Annotated in this window: 14 protein-coding genes; 8 read left to right on the top strand and 6 right to left on the bottom strand. The window is 46.7% G+C overall.

From position 1 onward, the window contains the following. The first annotated feature begins 34 nt into the window (after window positions 1-34). The 5 genes from CLV42_RS04035 to CLV42_RS04015 all read left to right on the top strand — a co-directional run bounded on the left by CLV42_RS04035 (window position 35) and on the right by CLV42_RS04015 (window position 5,476). Window positions 35-1,336 (top strand): MFS transporter, encoded by a 1,302-nt coding sequence (locus CLV42_RS04035; RefSeq protein WP_106600586.1) that lies wholly within the window; start codon window positions 35-37, stop codon window positions 1,334-1,336. A gap of 35 nt (window positions 1,337-1,371) precedes the next feature. Next, window positions 1,372-2,211 carry an MBL fold metallo-hydrolase gene (locus CLV42_RS04030; RefSeq protein WP_106600585.1) on the top strand — a complete coding sequence of 280 codons (840 nt, stop codon included), beginning with the start codon at window positions 1,372-1,374 and terminating at the stop codon, window positions 2,209-2,211. Between the two features lie 100 nt (window positions 2,212-2,311). Continuing rightward, complete coding sequence (locus CLV42_RS04025) at window positions 2,312-2,662, top strand: co-chaperone GroES (protein WP_245901454.1); 351 nt, start codon at window positions 2,312-2,314, stop codon at window positions 2,660-2,662. A 151-nt stretch (window positions 2,663-2,813) separates the two neighbouring features. Then, window positions 2,814-4,376, top strand: a complete 1,563-nt coding sequence (locus CLV42_RS04020) for a helicase HerA-like domain-containing protein (RefSeq protein WP_106600584.1) — start codon at window positions 2,814-2,816, stop codon at window positions 4,374-4,376. 53 nt (window positions 4,377-4,429) lie between these two features. After that, entirely contained in the window at window positions 4,430-5,476 is a 1,047-nt protein-coding gene (locus tag CLV42_RS04015) for a Gfo/Idh/MocA family oxidoreductase (protein WP_106600583.1), read from the top strand. A 67-nt stretch (window positions 5,477-5,543) separates the two neighbouring features. Here CLV42_RS04015 and CLV42_RS04010 read toward each other — a convergent pair whose 3' ends face one another. Continuing rightward, window positions 5,544-7,448 (bottom strand): RecQ family ATP-dependent DNA helicase, encoded by a 1,905-nt coding sequence (locus CLV42_RS04010; RefSeq protein WP_106600582.1) that lies wholly within the window; start codon window positions 7,446-7,448, stop codon window positions 5,544-5,546. A gap of 52 nt (window positions 7,449-7,500) precedes the next feature. After that, on the bottom strand, window positions 7,501-9,606 hold the full coding sequence (locus CLV42_RS04005) for a heavy metal translocating P-type ATPase (RefSeq protein ID WP_106600581.1): 2,106 nt from the start codon (window positions 9,604-9,606) through the stop codon (window positions 7,501-7,503). A gap of 194 nt (window positions 9,607-9,800) precedes the next feature. On the opposite strand from CLV42_RS04005, the gene tsaE reads away from it, so the two are divergent. Both tsaE and CLV42_RS03995 read left to right on the top strand, forming a co-directional pair. Beyond that, window positions 9,801-10,223 (top strand): tRNA (adenosine(37)-N6)-threonylcarbamoyltransferase complex ATPase subunit type 1 TsaE, encoded by a 423-nt coding sequence (tsaE, locus tag CLV42_RS04000; RefSeq protein WP_106600580.1) that lies wholly within the window; start codon window positions 9,801-9,803, stop codon window positions 10,221-10,223. Window positions 10,224-10,290: 67 nt separating this feature from the next. Continuing rightward, the gene (locus CLV42_RS03995) at window positions 10,291-11,508 is read left to right on the top strand and encodes an alanine dehydrogenase (RefSeq protein ID WP_106600579.1); all 1,218 of its coding nucleotides are present in this window, start codon (window positions 10,291-10,293) and stop codon (window positions 11,506-11,508) included. Here the strand turns inward: CLV42_RS03995 and CLV42_RS03990 are convergent. The 4 genes from CLV42_RS03990 to CLV42_RS03975 all read right to left on the bottom strand — a co-directional run bounded on the left by CLV42_RS03990 (window position 11,505) and on the right by CLV42_RS03975 (window position 14,889). Then, window positions 11,505-12,752 carry a porin family protein gene (locus CLV42_RS03990; protein ID WP_211303379.1) on the bottom strand — a complete coding sequence of 416 codons (1,248 nt, stop codon included), beginning with the start codon at window positions 12,750-12,752 and terminating at the stop codon, window positions 11,505-11,507. The two genes, CLV42_RS03995 and CLV42_RS03990, sit on opposite strands and share 4 nt — an antisense overlap. 73 nt (window positions 12,753-12,825) lie before the next feature. Next, the gene (locus tag CLV42_RS03985; RefSeq protein ID WP_106600577.1) at window positions 12,826-13,626 is read right to left on the bottom strand and encodes an undecaprenyl-diphosphate phosphatase; all 801 of its coding nucleotides are present in this window, start codon (window positions 13,624-13,626) and stop codon (window positions 12,826-12,828) included. Between the two features lie 94 nt (window positions 13,627-13,720). Further along, window positions 13,721-13,987 carry a DUF3098 domain-containing protein gene (locus CLV42_RS03980; protein ID WP_106600576.1) on the bottom strand — a complete coding sequence of 89 codons (267 nt, stop codon included), beginning with the start codon at window positions 13,985-13,987 and terminating at the stop codon, window positions 13,721-13,723. 26 nt (window positions 13,988-14,013) lie between these two features. Beyond that, on the bottom strand, window positions 14,014-14,889 hold the full coding sequence (locus tag CLV42_RS03975; protein WP_106600575.1) for a cell division protein FtsX: 876 nt from the start codon (window positions 14,887-14,889) through the stop codon (window positions 14,014-14,016). Between the two features lie 138 nt (window positions 14,890-15,027). Between CLV42_RS03975 and leuS the strand changes: the two genes are divergently transcribed. Then, entirely contained in the window at window positions 15,028-17,796 is a 2,769-nt protein-coding gene (gene leuS / locus CLV42_RS03970) for a leucine--tRNA ligase (protein WP_106600574.1), read from the top strand. The last annotated feature ends 19 nt before the right edge of the window (window positions 17,797-17,815 follow it).

Below are 17,815 nucleotides of genomic sequence, written 5' to 3'. Positions count from 1 at the left end.
TTTCTCATTTTGATCACCAACTTGTTTACATCATATGCAAACTGCCAGTAAAAAAGTAATCAATGGCTGGGCAATGTATGACTGGGCTAACTCAGTGTACAACCTGGTAATTACCACCACTTTTTTCCCTATTTATTTCACTACCATTACGCACTCTGATGCTAACGGTGACAATGTAAGCTTCTTTGGAAGGACCTTCGTAAACTCTGCATTGTACGACTACTCTATGGCTGCTGCTTTTATACTCGCAGCACTGTTGTCGCCCATACTCTCTTCCATCGCCGATACAAGAGGTAACAAGAAAAGATACCTCATGTTATTCACCTGGCTGGGAGGACTGAGCTGCTGTGCTTTATATAACTTCACAGGACCAAACCCCAATGTCGAATACGGTGCCATCTTCTTCATATTGGCCACATTGGGATATTGCGGAGGCCTGGTATTCTACAACTCTTATCTGCCGGAAATAGCCTCGATAGAAGACCGGGACCGTATCAGTGCAAAAGGCTTTGCCATGGGATATATAGGCAGTGTATTGTTGCAGCTGATCGGCTTTGCGCTTGTCGTAGTAAAACCATTCGGTATTGATGGTGGCATGCCGGTACGTATTACCTTCCTGCTGACAGGTCTCTGGTGGATCGGTTTTGCACAGATCACGTTTCTACGTTTGCCAGCCTCTAAGGCAACTATACAGCAACATAGCGCCAGTGCTTTGACAGAAGGTTTCCGGGAGCTCAAAAAAGTATATGCACAGGTAAGGATGATGCCTGTATTAAAGAGATTTCTACGTGGATTCTTCTTTTACAGTATGGGCGTTCAGACAGTGATGATGGCTGCTACCATCTTTGGTAGCCAGGAATTGGGATTGCCTGCTGACCGACTGATCATGGCGGTAGTAGCCATCCAGATAGTAGCTGTACTTGGCGCCTGGGGAATAGCCAAACTATCAGGCAAATTTGGTAACCTCCCTGTATTAATGGTGGTTGTCATCCTATGGGTGGTCATCTGCCTGATAGGGTACCGCATGCAGACAGCCACAGACTTCTATACACTGGCCGTAGCAGTAGGCCTTGTAATGGGTGGCGTACAATCCCTCAGCCGTTCTACCTACGCCAAACTGATGCCTGAAACGGAGGATACCGCGTCTTTCTTCAGTTACTATGATGTGGTGGAAAAACTGTCCATTGCTATAGGAATGATCACTTTCGGTTATATCCATGAGCTGACAGGTAGCATGCGTAACTCCGTACTGGCGCTGATCGCGTTCTTCGCAATAGGTTTGGTATGGCTCTATGCAGCACTGCAAAAACAAAAAAGGATGACTGCCGGAAGCTGAAATTCACGAACTTCAGTTCGCAAACTGATCCAATCATGAACTTATATAGCATAGATACAGGCCATTTTAAACTGGATGGAGGCGCCATGTTTGGCGTGGTGCCTAAAAGCATCTGGAATAAGCTAAACCCGGCAGATGAGAACAACATGTGCTCGTGGGCCATGCGTAGCCTGCTGATAGAAGATGGCGACCGCCTGATACTGGTAGATACCGGCATAGGCAATAAGCAAGATGAGAAATTCTTCAGCTATTATTACCTGCACGGAGACACCAGTATTGATACATCCCTGGCTAAACATGGCTTTCATCGTGATGATATTACAGACGTATTCCTGACACATCTGCACTTTGACCACTGTGGTGGCAGTATAGAAAGACGGGGAGACAAACTGGTACCCGCCTTTAAGAATGCCAGCTTCTGGAGCAATGAGGAACATTGGGAATGGGCCACCAAACCCAATGAACGGGAAAAAGCCTCTTTCCTGAAAGAAAATATCCTGCCTATACAGGAAAGCGGACAACTGAAGTTTATTCCACGGGAGGAAGGTATTCCTTTCACCAACGACTTCAATATCCGCTTTGTATTCGGGCATACAGACTCTATGATGCTGCCGCAGATCCAGTACAAGGGTAAAACCATCATATATATGGCCGACCTGCTGCCCAGCAAGGGACATATTCCAATTCCTTATGTCATGGCATATGATATGTTCCCGCTGACAACACTACAGGAGAAAAAGAGCTTTTTACAGGAGGCCGTGGAGAATAACTACATCCTCTTTTTTGAGCATGATCCTGTTACAGAATGCTGCACCCTGCAATCGACAGACAAAGGCATCAGAGTAGCCGATACCTTCCGGCTGGCAGATGTGTAACTGTGACATATTGGCACCATATACTGCTGCTGCACGCATTTTGTAATATCTTTCGCGGAGGTACTTTACGATGGCAATACATTTGACTCAAGACAATAAATTGAAGAAGCTAATAGTTGTAGGAGACCGGGTGCTTATTAAACCAACCACCCCCAACGAGCGTACAGAAAGCGGTTTATATCTTCCTCCTGGTATGCAGGAAAAGGAGAAAGTACAACAGGGCTATGTGATCAAAACGGGGCCAGGTTATGCACTGCCATTACCTAGTGAAGATGATGAGCCCTGGAAAGCGGAAGAAGAGAAAGTGAAATATATCCCGCTCCAGGCGAAAGAAGGCGATCTGGCTATCTTCCTTGTAAGCGGTTCTACAGAAGTAGTCTATCAGGGCGAGAAGTATTTCATCGTTCCACAAGGCGCCATACTGATGCTTGAGAGGGAAGAAGACCTATAAGACTATCAGCGTACAAAAAAAATAAACATCAGGAATTAAGCATGAACAATAAATGCATCTGCATTATTTTTCATGTTTAGTTCCTGATTTTTTTTCCCCCTCTTTTGTCCGAAACCGCTTTTCCATATCTTCAACAAAAATTTGATATACCATGGCTACGAAAGAAGCATTTCTGGAGTACATTCAGAACGGTTATTCCTTTAAAGGCGAACATATAAAACTGGGCTGCGCCATGCTGGATGGCGAAGTAATAACCGGAGCGGACGTATCCCTCCCACTGAAAACGCTGAACAGGCATGGCCTGATAGCCGGCGCCACCGGTACCGGTAAAACCAAAACCCTGCAGGTCATTGCAGAAGCTTTAAGTGATGCCAGCGTACCTGTATTACTGATGGACATTAAAGGTGACCTGAGCGGCATTGCTGCCGCAGGAACGGGGAATGCCAAGATTGATGAACGCTACCAGAAAATAGGCGGTAGCTGGTCGCCCGCAGCCTACCCAACGGAGCTGCTTTCCCTCAGTAAGGAAAAAGGCGCCCGTCTCCGTGCTACCGTGAGTGAATTCGGACCGGTGTTGCTCTCCAAGATACTGGAGCTGAACGATACCCAGGAAGGCCTGGTATCCATGATATTCAAATACTGTGATGATAATAAACTGCCACTGCTTGATCTGAAAGATTTTAAGAAAGTGCTGCAGTTTGTGAGCGATGAGGGAAAAGCAGAAATGGAGAAAGACTATGGTAAGATCTCCACTACCTCAGCAGGCACTATTCTCCGTAAGGTGGTAGGTCTGGAACAACAGGGCGCAGATCTTTTCTTTGGAGAGGCTTCTTTTGAAGTGGATGACCTGATGCGCATCGGCGATGATGGCAGGGGTATTATCTCTATCGTAAGGGTGGCCGATATACAGGACCGTCCGAAGTTATTCTCTACATTCATGTTAAGCCTGCTGGCAGAACTGTATGCTACACTACCGGAAGAAGGTGATCTTGAAAAGCCGAAACTGGTGATGTTCATTGATGAGGCGCACCTCATCTTCCAGGAGGCCAGCACCGCATTGTTGCAGCAGATTGAGACCATCATTAAGCTGATCCGCTCCAAGGGAGTGGGCATCTTTTTCTGTACGCAGAACCCTATGGACGTCCCGCCGTCCGTACTGGGCCAGCTGGGTATGAAGGTGCAGCATGCATTACGCGCTTTCACTGCCAATGACAGAAAATCTATCAAACAAACAGCAGAGAACTATCCACTGTCTGAATACTATAAAACAGATGAGTTACTGACACAGATCGGTATAGGAGAGGCACTCTTTACCTGTCTGAATGAAAAAGGGCAGCCTACACCATTGGCAGCGACCATGCTGGTTTCGCCCCGCTCACGTATGGATATCCTTTCAGGCGAAGAAGCCGACGCCATCGTCAATGCCTCTAAGCTGGTAAAGAAATATAACCGCGAAATAGACAACGAAAGTGCTTACGAGATACTAACTGCCAAACTGGAAGAAGCGGCCGAAAAAACGGCCCAGGATAAGGAAGAAAAGGCATCTTCAAAAGGAGGAGGCAAACAGAAGGAAGAAAAGAGCATTCTGGAAACCGTACTGACCAGCTCAGCTGCACGTCAGGCAGGTCGTACCGCGGCAAATATCATAACCCGCAGTCTGCTGGGTGCATTGGGACTGGGTGGTAAAAGCAGTAAGAAAAGCAGTTGGTTCTAAGAAATTCCGAATATTCACTATCTTATTGCCCTAACAGCTAAAACCAGGATTTCATGGAAAGAATTATCAAGACCGGTATATGTGCATATGGTATGTCAGGCCATATTTTTCACGCGCCCTTTATTCATGTACATCCCGGGTTTGAATTTACAGCCGTAGTGGAAAGAAGCAAACATATGGCGCAGGAAAGGTATCCGGATGTAAAAGTGTACAAGAGCGTGGAAGAGATGCTCCAGGACAGTTCCCTGGAACTGATCATCGTAAACACACCTAACTATACACACTACGAGTATACCAAGGCGGCACTGAACGCCGGTAAACATGTGATCGTGGAGAAACCTTTCACCGTTGCCTCCGTAGAGGGACAGGAACTGGTGGAACTGGCCAAAAGCAAGGGACTGTTACTGAGCGTGTACCATAACCGCCGTTTTGATGGTGATTTCAAGATCGTTCGGCAGGTAGTTGCCAGCGGCGACCTGGGAGACATCCTGGAGGCAGAGATCCACTATGACCGTTACCGTGAAGAGTTAAGCTATAAGAAGCATAAAGAAGCCGCTTTGCCTGGCACCGGCGGCCTATATGACCTGGGCTCACACCTGGTAGACCAGGCCCTGCTACTGTTCGGCATGCCTGACTCCATCTGGGCGGATATCCGCATCATCCGTGCAGAATCTATTGTGGATGATTATTTCGAACTGGTATTTTTTTACGATAAATTACGTGTACGCCTGAAATGTAGTTATATTACCAGGGAGCCTATTCCCTCTTACCAGTTCCATGGACGTAAAGGCTCTTTCATCAAGACAAAAGCCGATACACAGGAAACGATGCTGCAACAGGGCCTGATGCCGGGCGCTCCCGGATGGGGCGTAGAAGGCATTCATGAATGGGGCCTGATGCACACAGAGAAAGATGGTAAAGTGATCAGGGAATACCTGCCTTCTCCTAAAGGTAACTACCTGGAATACTTTGATGGTATGCATAAGGCAATTACCACAGGCGCTCCAGTACCCGTAGCACCTTCAGATGCCGTAAATGTGATCCGTGTGATCGAAGCTGCTTTCCAGAGCAGTAAAGAAGGTAAGCTTATCAAGCTGTAACAGCAAGGATATAAAAGCAAGAGAGGCCGTATCAAAGGATGATACGGCCTCTCTTGCTTTTAAGCAGTTACAATAAATGTACTCTTCCCATGGCATCCCTGCCTGCTCTTCCCTCCGCGATCAGGAACTGCATTACTTCCAGCAATGCCTCTTCTTTTACCGACAATAACCTGTTGCGCACCTCTGTCCATTCCATCGGTTCTGCCTGTAGTTGTGCCATCAATTGTACTGCTATTGCTTCCGCTTCTTTTCCTTCCAGCGGCCTTTTCTTTTTTTCTATGCATACATCACAGGTCCCGCAGGCAGTGGTATTCTTCTCTCCAAAATACTGTACCAGCATCTGTGTACGGCAGACATCCTTATTGCGGATATAGTCGAGCATAGCGTCTAATCGCTCCTTATACACCTGCATCCGCCCTTTTATCCTGGCGGTATCGATACGTAGATGTTGCGCGGAAACACGTTCCTGTGTAAAGCATAACTGTGGTTCCTCTTTGCGTTGACTATACTTCAGGATACGACGCTGATGCAGCTGCTGTAACCATTCTATGACCTGTGATTCCGGTTTCCTCATCAACCTTGCTACCTGTTTCTCATATACCGGTACCGGTGTATCAAAGATGCCTTCATAGGTGCGTAGCAATGTTTGCAGCAAAGAATCATATGCAGGCTGCATATCTGTAAAATCATATAGTGTTTGTTTGCTGATGACAAACTCCACACGGGAAGGCATAAACACACTTTCACTCAGCTGCAGGATACCTTCCTGTTCCAGTATCTTCAAGGCGCTGTATGTAATCGTAATATTCAGTTCAAACTTGCGAACGAAATCATTGATGTCAAAATCATAGTATATACCCTCTGCACTCCCTACCGGTACCTGCAAATAGTTTACCAGGCATTGGTACACCTCGCGGATCTCCCCTACTTCGGGAAACTGAAGCTCCATCATTTTGACCATTTCCTTCAGCTCCTGTTGCTGATACATCAGTACCGCATATGCTTTCTTTTCATCTCTCCCGCCACGTCCTGCTTCCTGGTAATAGGCTTCCAGCCCATCAGTAGCATCGTAGTGGATAACCACGCGTACATCAGGCTTGTCTATCCCCATACCAAAAGCATTGGTACATGCCATTACCCTTATACGACTGTTCAGCCATAACTCCTGCCTCACCGCACGCTCCTCTCCTGTTAGTCCTGCGTGATAATAAGTAGCAGCAATACCTGCCTGTTCCAGCATATCTGCCACCTCCCGGGTACGCTTACGGTTACGACAGTACACAATAGCACTGCCCTGCACCCGCTGGAGGATATGCTTTAATTTCTCCGGCTTATTGTCTTCTTCAATGACGCTATAGGAAAGATTATGACGGGCAAAACTTTTGGTGAATATGGCAGGCTGTTTCATAAGCAGCTTCTCACAGATGTCCTGTTGAACTCTTGGAGTGGCCGATGCTGTGAGTGCCAGCAAGGGAACATCGGGGAAATAACTTCTGATGGCTGCAATTTCAAGATAGGCTGGCCGGAAGTCGTATCCCCATTGGGAGATACAGTGTGCCTCATCAATAGCCAGCAGGTTCACGGGCATTCCATCGCAATATTCGAGGAAGCGCTTGCTTTGCAGCCTTTCGGGGGAGACATAGAGGAACTTGTATTTACCCCTGCGGGCTTCCTCCAGCAGTCTTTCCACATCCTGGTAGTACATGCCCGCATAGATAGCTACTGCCGGAATATTCCGTTTCTGCAGATTGGCTACCTGGTCTTTCATCAGGGCGATGAGTGGTGTGACCACTATACATACACCTTCCCTGAGCAGGGCTGGCACCTGGAAACAGATGGATTTCCCCCCACCTGTCGGTAACAGGGCAAGTGTGTCCTTGCCATTGCTAACAGATTGAATGATGTCTTCCTGTAAAGGACGGAATTGTGTGTATCCCCAGTATTTTTTGAGTATGTCGGATGGATTGGCCATATCAGTGCAGCTGTAAAAATAAAGAATTGCGCACATCTGCACATGCCGGCTATCAGATCACCTTCTTATAGCGCAGTCTGACAGAATTCACTGCCAGTACAATATCAGAAAGTGCCATAACACCTGCCCCGGATATGGGGCTTAATACGCCGAAAGCCGCAAAAGGAATGGCAATGATGTTATAAATGAAAGCCCAGAAAAGATTCTGTTTGATGGTGAGGTAAGTATGACGTCCCAGTCCCAGGGCCAGTGGCAGGGAAGAAAGACGGTTATTGAGCAGTATCACATTGGCGCTCTGCATGGCCACATGGGTAGCATCACTCAGGGAGATACCAATGCTGGCCCTGGCCAATGCCGGAGCATCATTGATACCATCTCCTACCATGGCGACGGCGGCCTCCTTCATGAGGGCGTCAATCTTCTGCAGCTTCTGTTCAGGTGTCTGCCCTGCAAACACTTCCGTGATACCTGTCTGAGCAGCCAGTTCCCTGCATTTACGTTCGGTGTCCCCACTCAGCAGTACTGTTTTGATTCCCTCATGCTGCAACTGTTTGACCATCAGGGCAGCATCAGGTCTGATCTCGTCGATTAAATCAATCCAACCCGCCAGTTGTCCGTTCTTCAGCAGATAGATGTTATGACTGTCATCTGAGATGGTCTTTTCCGCCATCACAAAAGAGCCGAGTTGCCATTCATTGCCTGCTGCATCTTTAGCCTGCATACCACGGCCTTTTATCTCTCTTACCTGCTGTAAGGGTGTTTCTCCTTCTCCTTTCCATAAGCCGGCCAATGAGCGGGCAATCGGGTGAGAAGAGTATTTCTCCAGGCTATACACTGTCTTTTTGAATTCCTGTTCTGTCATTCCTTCAAAATGATAGTTGCCTACCTGTAGCTTACCAGTGGTGAGGGTACCGGTTTTATCGAGTACCACATATCTGATGTCTTTGAATGCTTCCAGTGTATTAGCGCCCTTGATGAGGATCCCGTTGTTGGCAGCGCGTCCCAGCCCCACCATTACTGCGGCAGGTGTAGCGAGGCCCATAGCACAGGGGCAGGCAATGACCAATACTGCGATACTTTTCATAATGGCTGCGCCGGTACTCACATGAGTGAAAATGGCCCATCCCAGGAAGGTAGCAATGGCGATACCCAGCACCAGCGGTACGAAAATGCCGCTGATCCTGTCGGCCAGCTTCTGCATATCAGGCTTGCTGTTCTGTGCCTGTTTTACCAGTTCTATAATGTAGGATAACACGGTGTCCTTACCGGTGGCAGTAACAAACATTTTGATACTGCCATCTTCCAGCATAGTACCACCAATTACCTTGTGCTTTTCGCTTTTAGCCACCGGTGTACTTTCACCGGTAATCATAGACTCATTCAGATGGCCACTACCCCAATAAATGGTGCCATCCATCGGGATCTTGTCGCCCGTATTTACCAATACCTTATCACCCGGTTTCAGGGTCTGGTTATCTACAATGTGAATATGCTCATGATCGCCATGTTCCTGGATCAGCCTTGCAGTGGTTACCTGCATTCTTGCCAGGTCGGCGATGGCAGTGGTGGTCTGTTTTACAGAGCGTTCTTCCAGCAGGTTTCCCAGGAACACCAGTGTAATGATCGCTGCCGCCGTTTCGTAGAACATATATTCACTACCCAGGTGCAATAAGGTACCTGTAAGGCTGTAGCCATAAGCAGCTGTTGCGCCCAGCGTGATCAATACATCCATATTGGCCAGCCTGTTCACCAGCGATCTCCAGGCGCTGCGACCGAAGTGCCACAGCCCCATAAGGAATACCGGGGTAGATAAGGCTAACTGTACATAGGTATTATGCAGCCAGGACCAGTTCACCCACATGTGCAGTAGCAAGGGAGCGGTAAAAACAGCGCAGAAGAAGAATTTAAAGGTTAGGGTATTCAGGAACAAAGTGCCAGGCTGAGGTTGGTCAGGCAATATCACCTGGTAGCCCATCTGGTTAATGCCGTTCAATACATCACGGGCAGAGGAGATACCCTCGGGTAAGGTAAAACTCAGCTCTTCTGTGGCAAAGCTCACGTTCACGTCCTGCATCCCTTTATGTTCCAGGTATCTTGACACCGATTGCGCGCAATTGGTGCAGTGCATACCTCTTACTTTACAACTGATCGTTTCCATGATTCAGCGAATAATATTAATATCAAAATACCTAACCAAAGGTACCGAGCACTGTTTTACGTGAATAAAATATTAATGCAACGGAGTATCGACGTACCCACCTATTATACAGATTATCAATTCGTTCCAGCTGGTTCAACTTTTAATGCAACTCAGTAGCAACCAATGATATCGTAATTAGCTAAATTTACTCCATGGAATGGACATTTTCTCAGGAAGAGCTGCCTGCAACCGCAGAAAGCTTCTGGCAACATTACAAGGGGCAACATCTATTTACCCTGGAAGGGCCGATGGGAGCAGGTAAGACTACTTTCGTGAAAGCATTGTGTGCTGCCAGAGGCGTGGAAGATGCTACTGCCAGTCCTACGTTTTCAATCATCAACGAATATGTTTTCCGGGAAAACGGTCAGGAATATACCATATATCATCTGGACCTTTACCGGCTAAAGGACGAGGAAGAAGCCATAGCAGCGGGCGTTGAAGACACTATATACCGTGATCGTGCGATCAGTTTCGTAGAATGGCCTGATATCATCAATGACTTACTGCCACCGGATACTGTCCGGTTGCAGCTATCAGTATTACCTGACAAAAAAAGGCTTTTACGCGCCGGATAATGCTTTGAACAAATGACGTATCTTTGGATACGCGGAAAAAATCACCCGGACCAATCTTGATAATCATATGGAGCAAAGGCAAAAACCTGTTGTGAGTGCTGGCTTTACGTACTCACCACTGGAAGAAACGTTAGATATTCCACAAAAGAACTCCCGTTTATTTATTGGTATACCTAAAGAGACTTCCTTCCAGGAGAACCGCATTGCACTTACACCCGATGCAGTCAGTATATTAGCCAGCAATGGTCATCATATTGTAGTAGAACACAAAGCGGGCGACGGCTCACATTTCTATGATACTGATTTTTCAGAAGCCGGCGCAGAAATTCTGTATGACAAGAAAGAAGTATTCAAAGCAGAGATCATCGTAAAGTCAGCTCCGCTGAATGACGAAGAAATAGAACTGCTGCGCCCTCATCAGATCGTTATTTCCCCTATCCACCTGGCCGCCCTGAAGATAGAGCAGGTACAGAAGATGATGGAAAAAAGGATCACATTGCTCTCTTTTGAAAATCTCAAAGATGATGCAGGCACATACCCGATAGTAAGGGCCATGAGTGAAATAGCTGGTGGCGCCGTGATGCTGCTTGCAGGTCAGTACCTCAGTAACGGTAATAAAGGAAAAGGTATTCTGCTGGGCGGTGTGACCGGTATCCCTCCTACCAAGGTAGTGATCATAGGAGCCGGTATTGTGGGTGAATTTGCGGCCAGAACGGCGATGGCGCTGGGGGCATCTGTGAAAGTATTTGACAACAATATCTATAAGTTGAAACGTCTTCAGAACAATATTGGTGTACGTATATTCACTTCTGTTATACAACCCAAGGTGCTGGCAGAACAACTCCGTAACGCGGATGTAGCTGTAGGCGCATTATCGTCCCAGAGCGGCCGCACGCCTATCGTTGTAACAGAGGCGATGGTCAGCAATATGAAAGCAGGATCAGTGATCGTAGACGTTAGCATAGACCGTGGCGGTTGTTTCGAAACCTCAGAGATTACCAGTCATGAGAACCCTGTCTTCAAAAAATATGATGTGGTGCATTATTGTGTTCCCAACATCCCATCCGGGTTCGCCCGCACCGCATCAGAAGCGATCAGTAATGTACTGATGCCTCTGTTGCTGGAAGCGGCCGACGATGGCGGTTTTGAAAATCTTGTTTGGATCAAACGCGGTGTACGTAATGGTATCTATCTCTACAAAGGCGCACTGACCAACTACCATCTCAGTGAAAAATTCAAACTAAAATATACCGACCTGGAATTACTGCTGGCAGTAAAAGGTTAGAAACCGTATGCAGCCAGGATCTGGAAGCTGTGAATACCCGTTCTTCCGCCTGCATAAGGCGAGAAACCGTTGCCTGTTGTATATCTTACTTCAGCATTCACCTTGTAGATCTTTACACCTATTCCGCCTACCAATGTCTGTTCATATTTACGGGGTCCGTCGATGGCCACTTCCCATCCTCTGTCAGGACTTCTCTTTATTCCGTTCTCATTTGTTTTAACGATGATTCCATTTCCGACCCCGACATTAACATAAGGCCTTATAGCAGTTTTAGTCGGATAAGTATAACGGAACAATGTATTCAACTGCAGATAGGTAAACCCGAACTTCACGATAACGCCATTATAGATACCATGCAAAACCCCGGTTGTTTCCAGCTTCTTATATAAGAGCTCCGGTACAAATGAAATATTACGTCTACCACGCCCCAAAGGGATATCAGCCCAGATGCCACCTATAGGACCTTTAGAGTTTTCATATTCACCCTGTCCTATAAAAGCGGCTCCTTTAAAAGGATAGCTGGTAAAAGCGAGTCCTCCCATAATGCCGAATGTCACCGGCAAACGCTTTTTCTTCTGTACGGTTACCGGCTCCCGTGTTACAGTTCCTGGTTCCTTATAGCTGTTGTAAGTAAGGAACAGTTTTTTCAGATTGGCTTCCCGGTAAGCTACCTGCCCGGCTTTTTTTGCCAGAGAGGCATTATCTGCAAATAAGGCTGTCAATTGTTCCTTGTATCTCTCATCAGTAAAAATACCGCTGTTGCCGGAAGTCCGCTCTATATACTGCATCACATACTCCAATTCTGTAGCTGGTACGTCAGTGGCATCATATATGTAGTGAACCCTGGAAAACTCATCTATATATTCATATAGATTATAATGGCCGGTTACCATTCTCATGAGGAATACCGGGGTATCCTGTACGATACGTTCAGTTTTTCCATCCAGATTGCTGATGTCCTGTTTGGTGATATCAATACGCAGTTTCCGGCTTACATATTCAACTTCTGGTTCAGCTACTTTAAACCCATTGATATCCGAAGGTTTGAAGTGTTGCTCTTTTGCGTTCGATAAGCTTTCCTTAAAGGCTATTTCACCGGGAGATTGGTACCAGTCGCGGAAATCAATAAACCCTTTCAGTGAATCATTCTGCAAGGTGATGATCACACCGGGTACATAATTACGTTGCGCTACGACAGCGGAGGTCACTAACATACAGTACAGAAGAAGGGGAATAACTCTCATATATAGGTAAAGTTTATAAATAACAAAGTCCCGAATCACGTGACCCGGGACCAGTCTTTTATTTAGAATTTATTTACACAGATAATTTGTATCCCATCCCGATAGCAGCCAGGATAGCGATACCTACAACGATACGATAGTATCCCCACACCCTGAAACCATATTTCTTCAGGGTATTGATGAAGAATTTTATGGCGATCATTGCTACAATGAATGCCACGATATTTCCTACCAACAACAGCTTCAGGTTGTCGGTATTGGACATCAGCAGTTCACGGCCTTTCAGCAGCTTATACCCGGTGGCAGCTGCCATGGTAGGCACTGCCAGGAAGAAGGAAAATTCTGCAGCTACATTGCGGGTCAGCTTCTGCTGCATACCACCGATGATAGTGGCGGCACTACGGCTCACACCAGGTATCATGGCTATACATTGCCAGAAGCCGATGCGCAGGGCCTTGAATAGGCTCATATCCTCATCCCTTTCTATAGTGGGCTGTGTAAACCAGTTGTCTACAAATAACAGCACGATACCACCCAGTAATAAGGTGATACCCACTACCAGCGGACTTTCCAGCAGTGCGTCAATACGATCTGCGAATAAGTACCCGATAATCAGTGCCGGTAATACGGCTACGATCAGTTTTACATAAAAACTAACCCTGTTCTTATCAAATACCAGGAACTTTCTCCAGTATAAGACCACCACAGCGAGGATCGCACCCAGCTGGATACAAACCTCAAATAGTTTGGTGAATTCGTCCTTATTGAGCTTTAACAATGCGCTGGTGATCACCATATGACCTGTAGATGATACAGGTAAGAATTCGGTTAATCCTTCCACGATCGCAATAATAATCGCCTGCCAGAAATCCATGACAATAAAAGAGTTTAAGTGCTGAAGTATTGTTATCAAAAAAAAGGCGATGAGCATTTCATCGCCGTGAACATTCAATATCTTATATCCGCCCTTATTTAGGTTTACGCATGATAGCGTAGATCTCTACGATCAGGCCCAGCACAATTACAATTGGTGCCAGGGTGATACGGCGGAAGCTGTATACTTCTTCAGGTTTGAACGAATTGGGATCATCGCTGTTACCTCCCATCATTAACAGGAAGCCTACGAGAATGATAGCCAGTCCGATGATCATGAATTTGTAATTCTCTTTTGCAAAAACAGGACGTACGTCTGTGCCTGCGTTTTCAACGGTGATGTGCTTGGATGCTTTACTCATGGTATCGTATGGTGAAAATTATCAGATTAATATAGATCGTCCAGTTTTAAACGCAGGTACTTCATTACTGAACGGTGTGTACTTACAAGGGAGATACAGATCCCGATGATGATCATACCAATGAACAGCACTGCCATCATGAAATAGTCTCTCATACCTGCCAGTTCCGGCAGCAACTGGTCTGCACCGTAAACAATACCTAACACACCCGCAATGGCGAGAATGGCACTCAGTGCCCCGTTAATGATACTGCGCAGGTCAAATGGCTTTGCAATGAACCAGCGGGTAGCCCCTACCATTTGCATGGTCTTGATCAGGAAACGGTTACTGAACATCGCCAGGCGGATAGTATTATCGATGAGTACTATCACTACCAGGGAAAGTAATATGCAGATGCTGAGTATTACCAGGCCTATTTTGCGTACGTTCTCGTTCAGTTTGCTAACCAGCCCTCTCTGATAAGAGATCTCTCTTACAATGCTCTGCTGCGTCAGGTTCGCCTCAATCACTTTCAGACTGTCAGGATTCACATAAGGGGCATTCCCCTTGATGTTGATACTGGCATACAATGGGTTATATTGCAGGAGGGTGATAAAATCCTCGCCAAATTCCTTTTTAAAGCGCTCGGCAGCCATATCTTTCGATACGTACTCAATGGACTTCACATAAGGACGGGAAGCGATGGAATCACGCAGGGCAATAGCCTGTTCTTCCTTCACATTATCCCTCAGAATCACCTGGATTTCAATACTTTCCTTGAAGAATTCGCTCAGTTTATTGGCATGTATAACGATCAGGCCAAGTGTTCCCAGTAGAAAGAGAACTAACGCCACCCCAATAATAGAGTAGAGATAGGAAGGTTTTGATTTTTTTGATGATGATTTGCCGGGTTGCTGCGCCATTAATCTACCGTTTAATGGCGAAAATAATAAAAATTAGCAGTTATGTTTACTTTTGTCATCCTTTAACGTTATTTTAAGCTCAATGCATGGGCCTTAAGTAATGACTCATGTACAATAAGACAGATATTTAATTATTATATGGAATACAATTTCAGGGCGATTGAGAAAAAGTGGCAGGCACACTGGGTAGATGCGAAGGCTTACCAGGTTAGCAACAACAGCCCCAAACCCAAATGTTATGTAATGGATATGTTCCCCTATCCCTCAGGGACAGGGCTCCATGTGGGTCATCCATTGGGGTATATCTCATCCGATATATATGCCCGTTATAAAAGACTGAAAGGCTTTAACGTACTCCACCCAATGGGCTGGGACGCCTTTGGCCTGCCGGCAGAACAGTATGCACTGGAAACCGGTCAGCACCCCGCAGTTACTACAGCCAACAACCTGGCAGCCTTCCGCAGGCAGCTGGACAATATGGGTTTCAGCTTTGACTGGGACCGGGAAGTAAAAACCAGCGATCCAGGCTATTACAAATGGACACAATGGATCTTCCTGCAGTTGTTCGACAGCTGGTTCAACCGTTCCCTGCAAAAAGCAGAACGTATTGAAACATTAATCACTGCCTTTGAAAAAGCGGGTAATAAAGACCATGAATGTCCCGGCGACCGTTATATCAGCTTTACAGCAGACGAATGGAAGCAATTCAGCGAAGTACGTCAGCGTGAGATACTCATGCACTACCGTCTGGCCTACCTGGCTTTTGCGGAAGTAAACTGGTGTCCTGCCCTGGGAACCGTACTAGCCAACGATGAGGTAGTGAACGGTGTCAGTGAGCGTGGCGGCTACCCTGTTATCAAAAAGAAAATGAGACAGTGGTTCCTCCGTATCACGGAGTATGCGAACCGCCTGCTGGAAGGACTGGAAACAGTCGAATACAGCGATGCGATGAAAGAAATGCAGCGTAACTGGATCGGTAAGAGCCAGGGAGCTGAGATCTCTTTTGCGTTTGATGGTATTCCTGATAGCACCGTAACCGTATATACTACCCGTCCTGATACCATCTTCGGGGTAGATTTTATGGTATTGGCGCCTGAGCACGAACTGGTAAGCCGCATTACCACCGCAGAGCAGAAAGCAGCAATAGAGAAATACCTGGACTACGTACAGAGCCGTTCCGAGCGTGAGCGTCTGGCAGAGGTAAAACAAATCACCGGTTGTTTTACCGGCGCATATGTACTGAATCCATTCAACGGACGTCGTATCCCGGTATGGATCTCTGAATATGTACTGGCAGGATATGGTACAGGTGCTATTATGGCGGTACCTTGTGGCGACCAGCGCGACTACTCCTTTGCCAAACACTTCGACATCCCGATCACCAACATTATCGGAGATGCCTTCAATGGAGAAGAAGCGAATCCTACCAAAGACGCGATCCTGCAGCATAGCGACTTCCTGGACGGCATGACCATGCGCAACGCCATGGATGTAGTAGCCGAGAAAATAGAGGCAATGGGCATTGGTAAACGCCAGATCAATTATAAAATGAGAGACGCTGGTTTCAGTCGCCAGCGCTACTGGGGTGAGCCATTCCCGATTGTATACAAGAACGGTGTTCCCTACGCGCTGGATGAGAAGGACCTGCCGGTTACCTTACCGCACGTAGAAAACTATAAACCCGGAGAAGAAGGTGAAGGCCCGCTGGCTAACATTACCGACTGGGTAAATATCGATGCGGACACAAAACGCGAAACTAATACGATGCCTGGTTATGCTGGCAGTAGCTGGTATTTCCTGCGTTATACCGATCCAACAAACACGGAGGTATTTGCAGACCGCGCAGCTACAGACTACTGGAACCAGGTAGATGTGTATGTGGGTGGTACAGAGCATGCCGTAGGTCACCTGCTGTATTCCCGTATGTGGACAAAAGCACTGTTTGACCTGGGATATATTGGCTTCCAGGAGCCATATAAGAAACTGATCAACCAGGGTATGATCGGTGGTAGTTCTCGTATGGTTTATCGTATTCGTGGCACTAATACTTACGTTTCTCATGGCTTGAAAGACCAGTACGAAACAGATGAGTTACATACCGATGTAAATATCGTAGATGGCCTGGAACTGGATATTGAAGCTTTCAGAAACTGGCGACCTGCCAATAGCGATGCGGAATTCATACTGGAAGACGGGAAATATATCTGCGGCGTTTTACTCGAAAAAATGAGTAAAGGAAAATACAACACTGTCAACCCGGATGACGTCGTGGAGAAGTTCGGTGCTGATACTTTCCGCATGTATGAAATGTTCCTCGGACCTGTAGAACAATCCAAACCATGGGATACCAAGGGTATTGAAGGGGTACACCGCTTCCTGAAAAAGCTGTGGCGCCTGTTTGCCGACGAGCAGAAGGGTATTATTGTGAAAGATGCTCCAGCTACACCTGAAGAGCTGAAGATCCTGCACAAGACCATCCAGAAGATAGATGCTGACACAGAAAACTTCTCCTACAATACAGCAGTCAGCCAGTTCATGATCTGCGTGAATGAACTGAGCAGCCTGAAGTCGAACAAGCGTAGTGTACTGGAACCAGTATTGATATTACTGGCGCCATATGCACCGCATATCGCTGAAGAACTGTGGCACCAGCTGGGCAATACTACCAGCATCCTGGACGCCCCATATCCTGTATTTGAAGAGAAATACACGAAGGAAAGCGCTTTCACCTATCCGATAGCCGTTAATGGTAAAACACGTACTGAACTTAGCTTCCCGCTCGATGCAGACAATGAGACCATTGAAAAGGAGGTGCTGGTTAACGAGGCCGTTCTGAAATGGATCGACGGGAAACCGGTAAAGAAAGTAGTGATCGTGAAAGGCAGGATGATCAATATCGTTATCTGATCCTGACAAGTTAAAAGTA

The organism is Chitinophaga ginsengisoli (assembly GCF_003014595.1).
Taxonomy (GTDB): domain Bacteria; phylum Bacteroidota; class Bacteroidia; order Chitinophagales; family Chitinophagaceae; genus Chitinophaga; species Chitinophaga ginsengisoli.
This window is presented reverse-complemented; position numbering and strand designations above follow the sequence as displayed.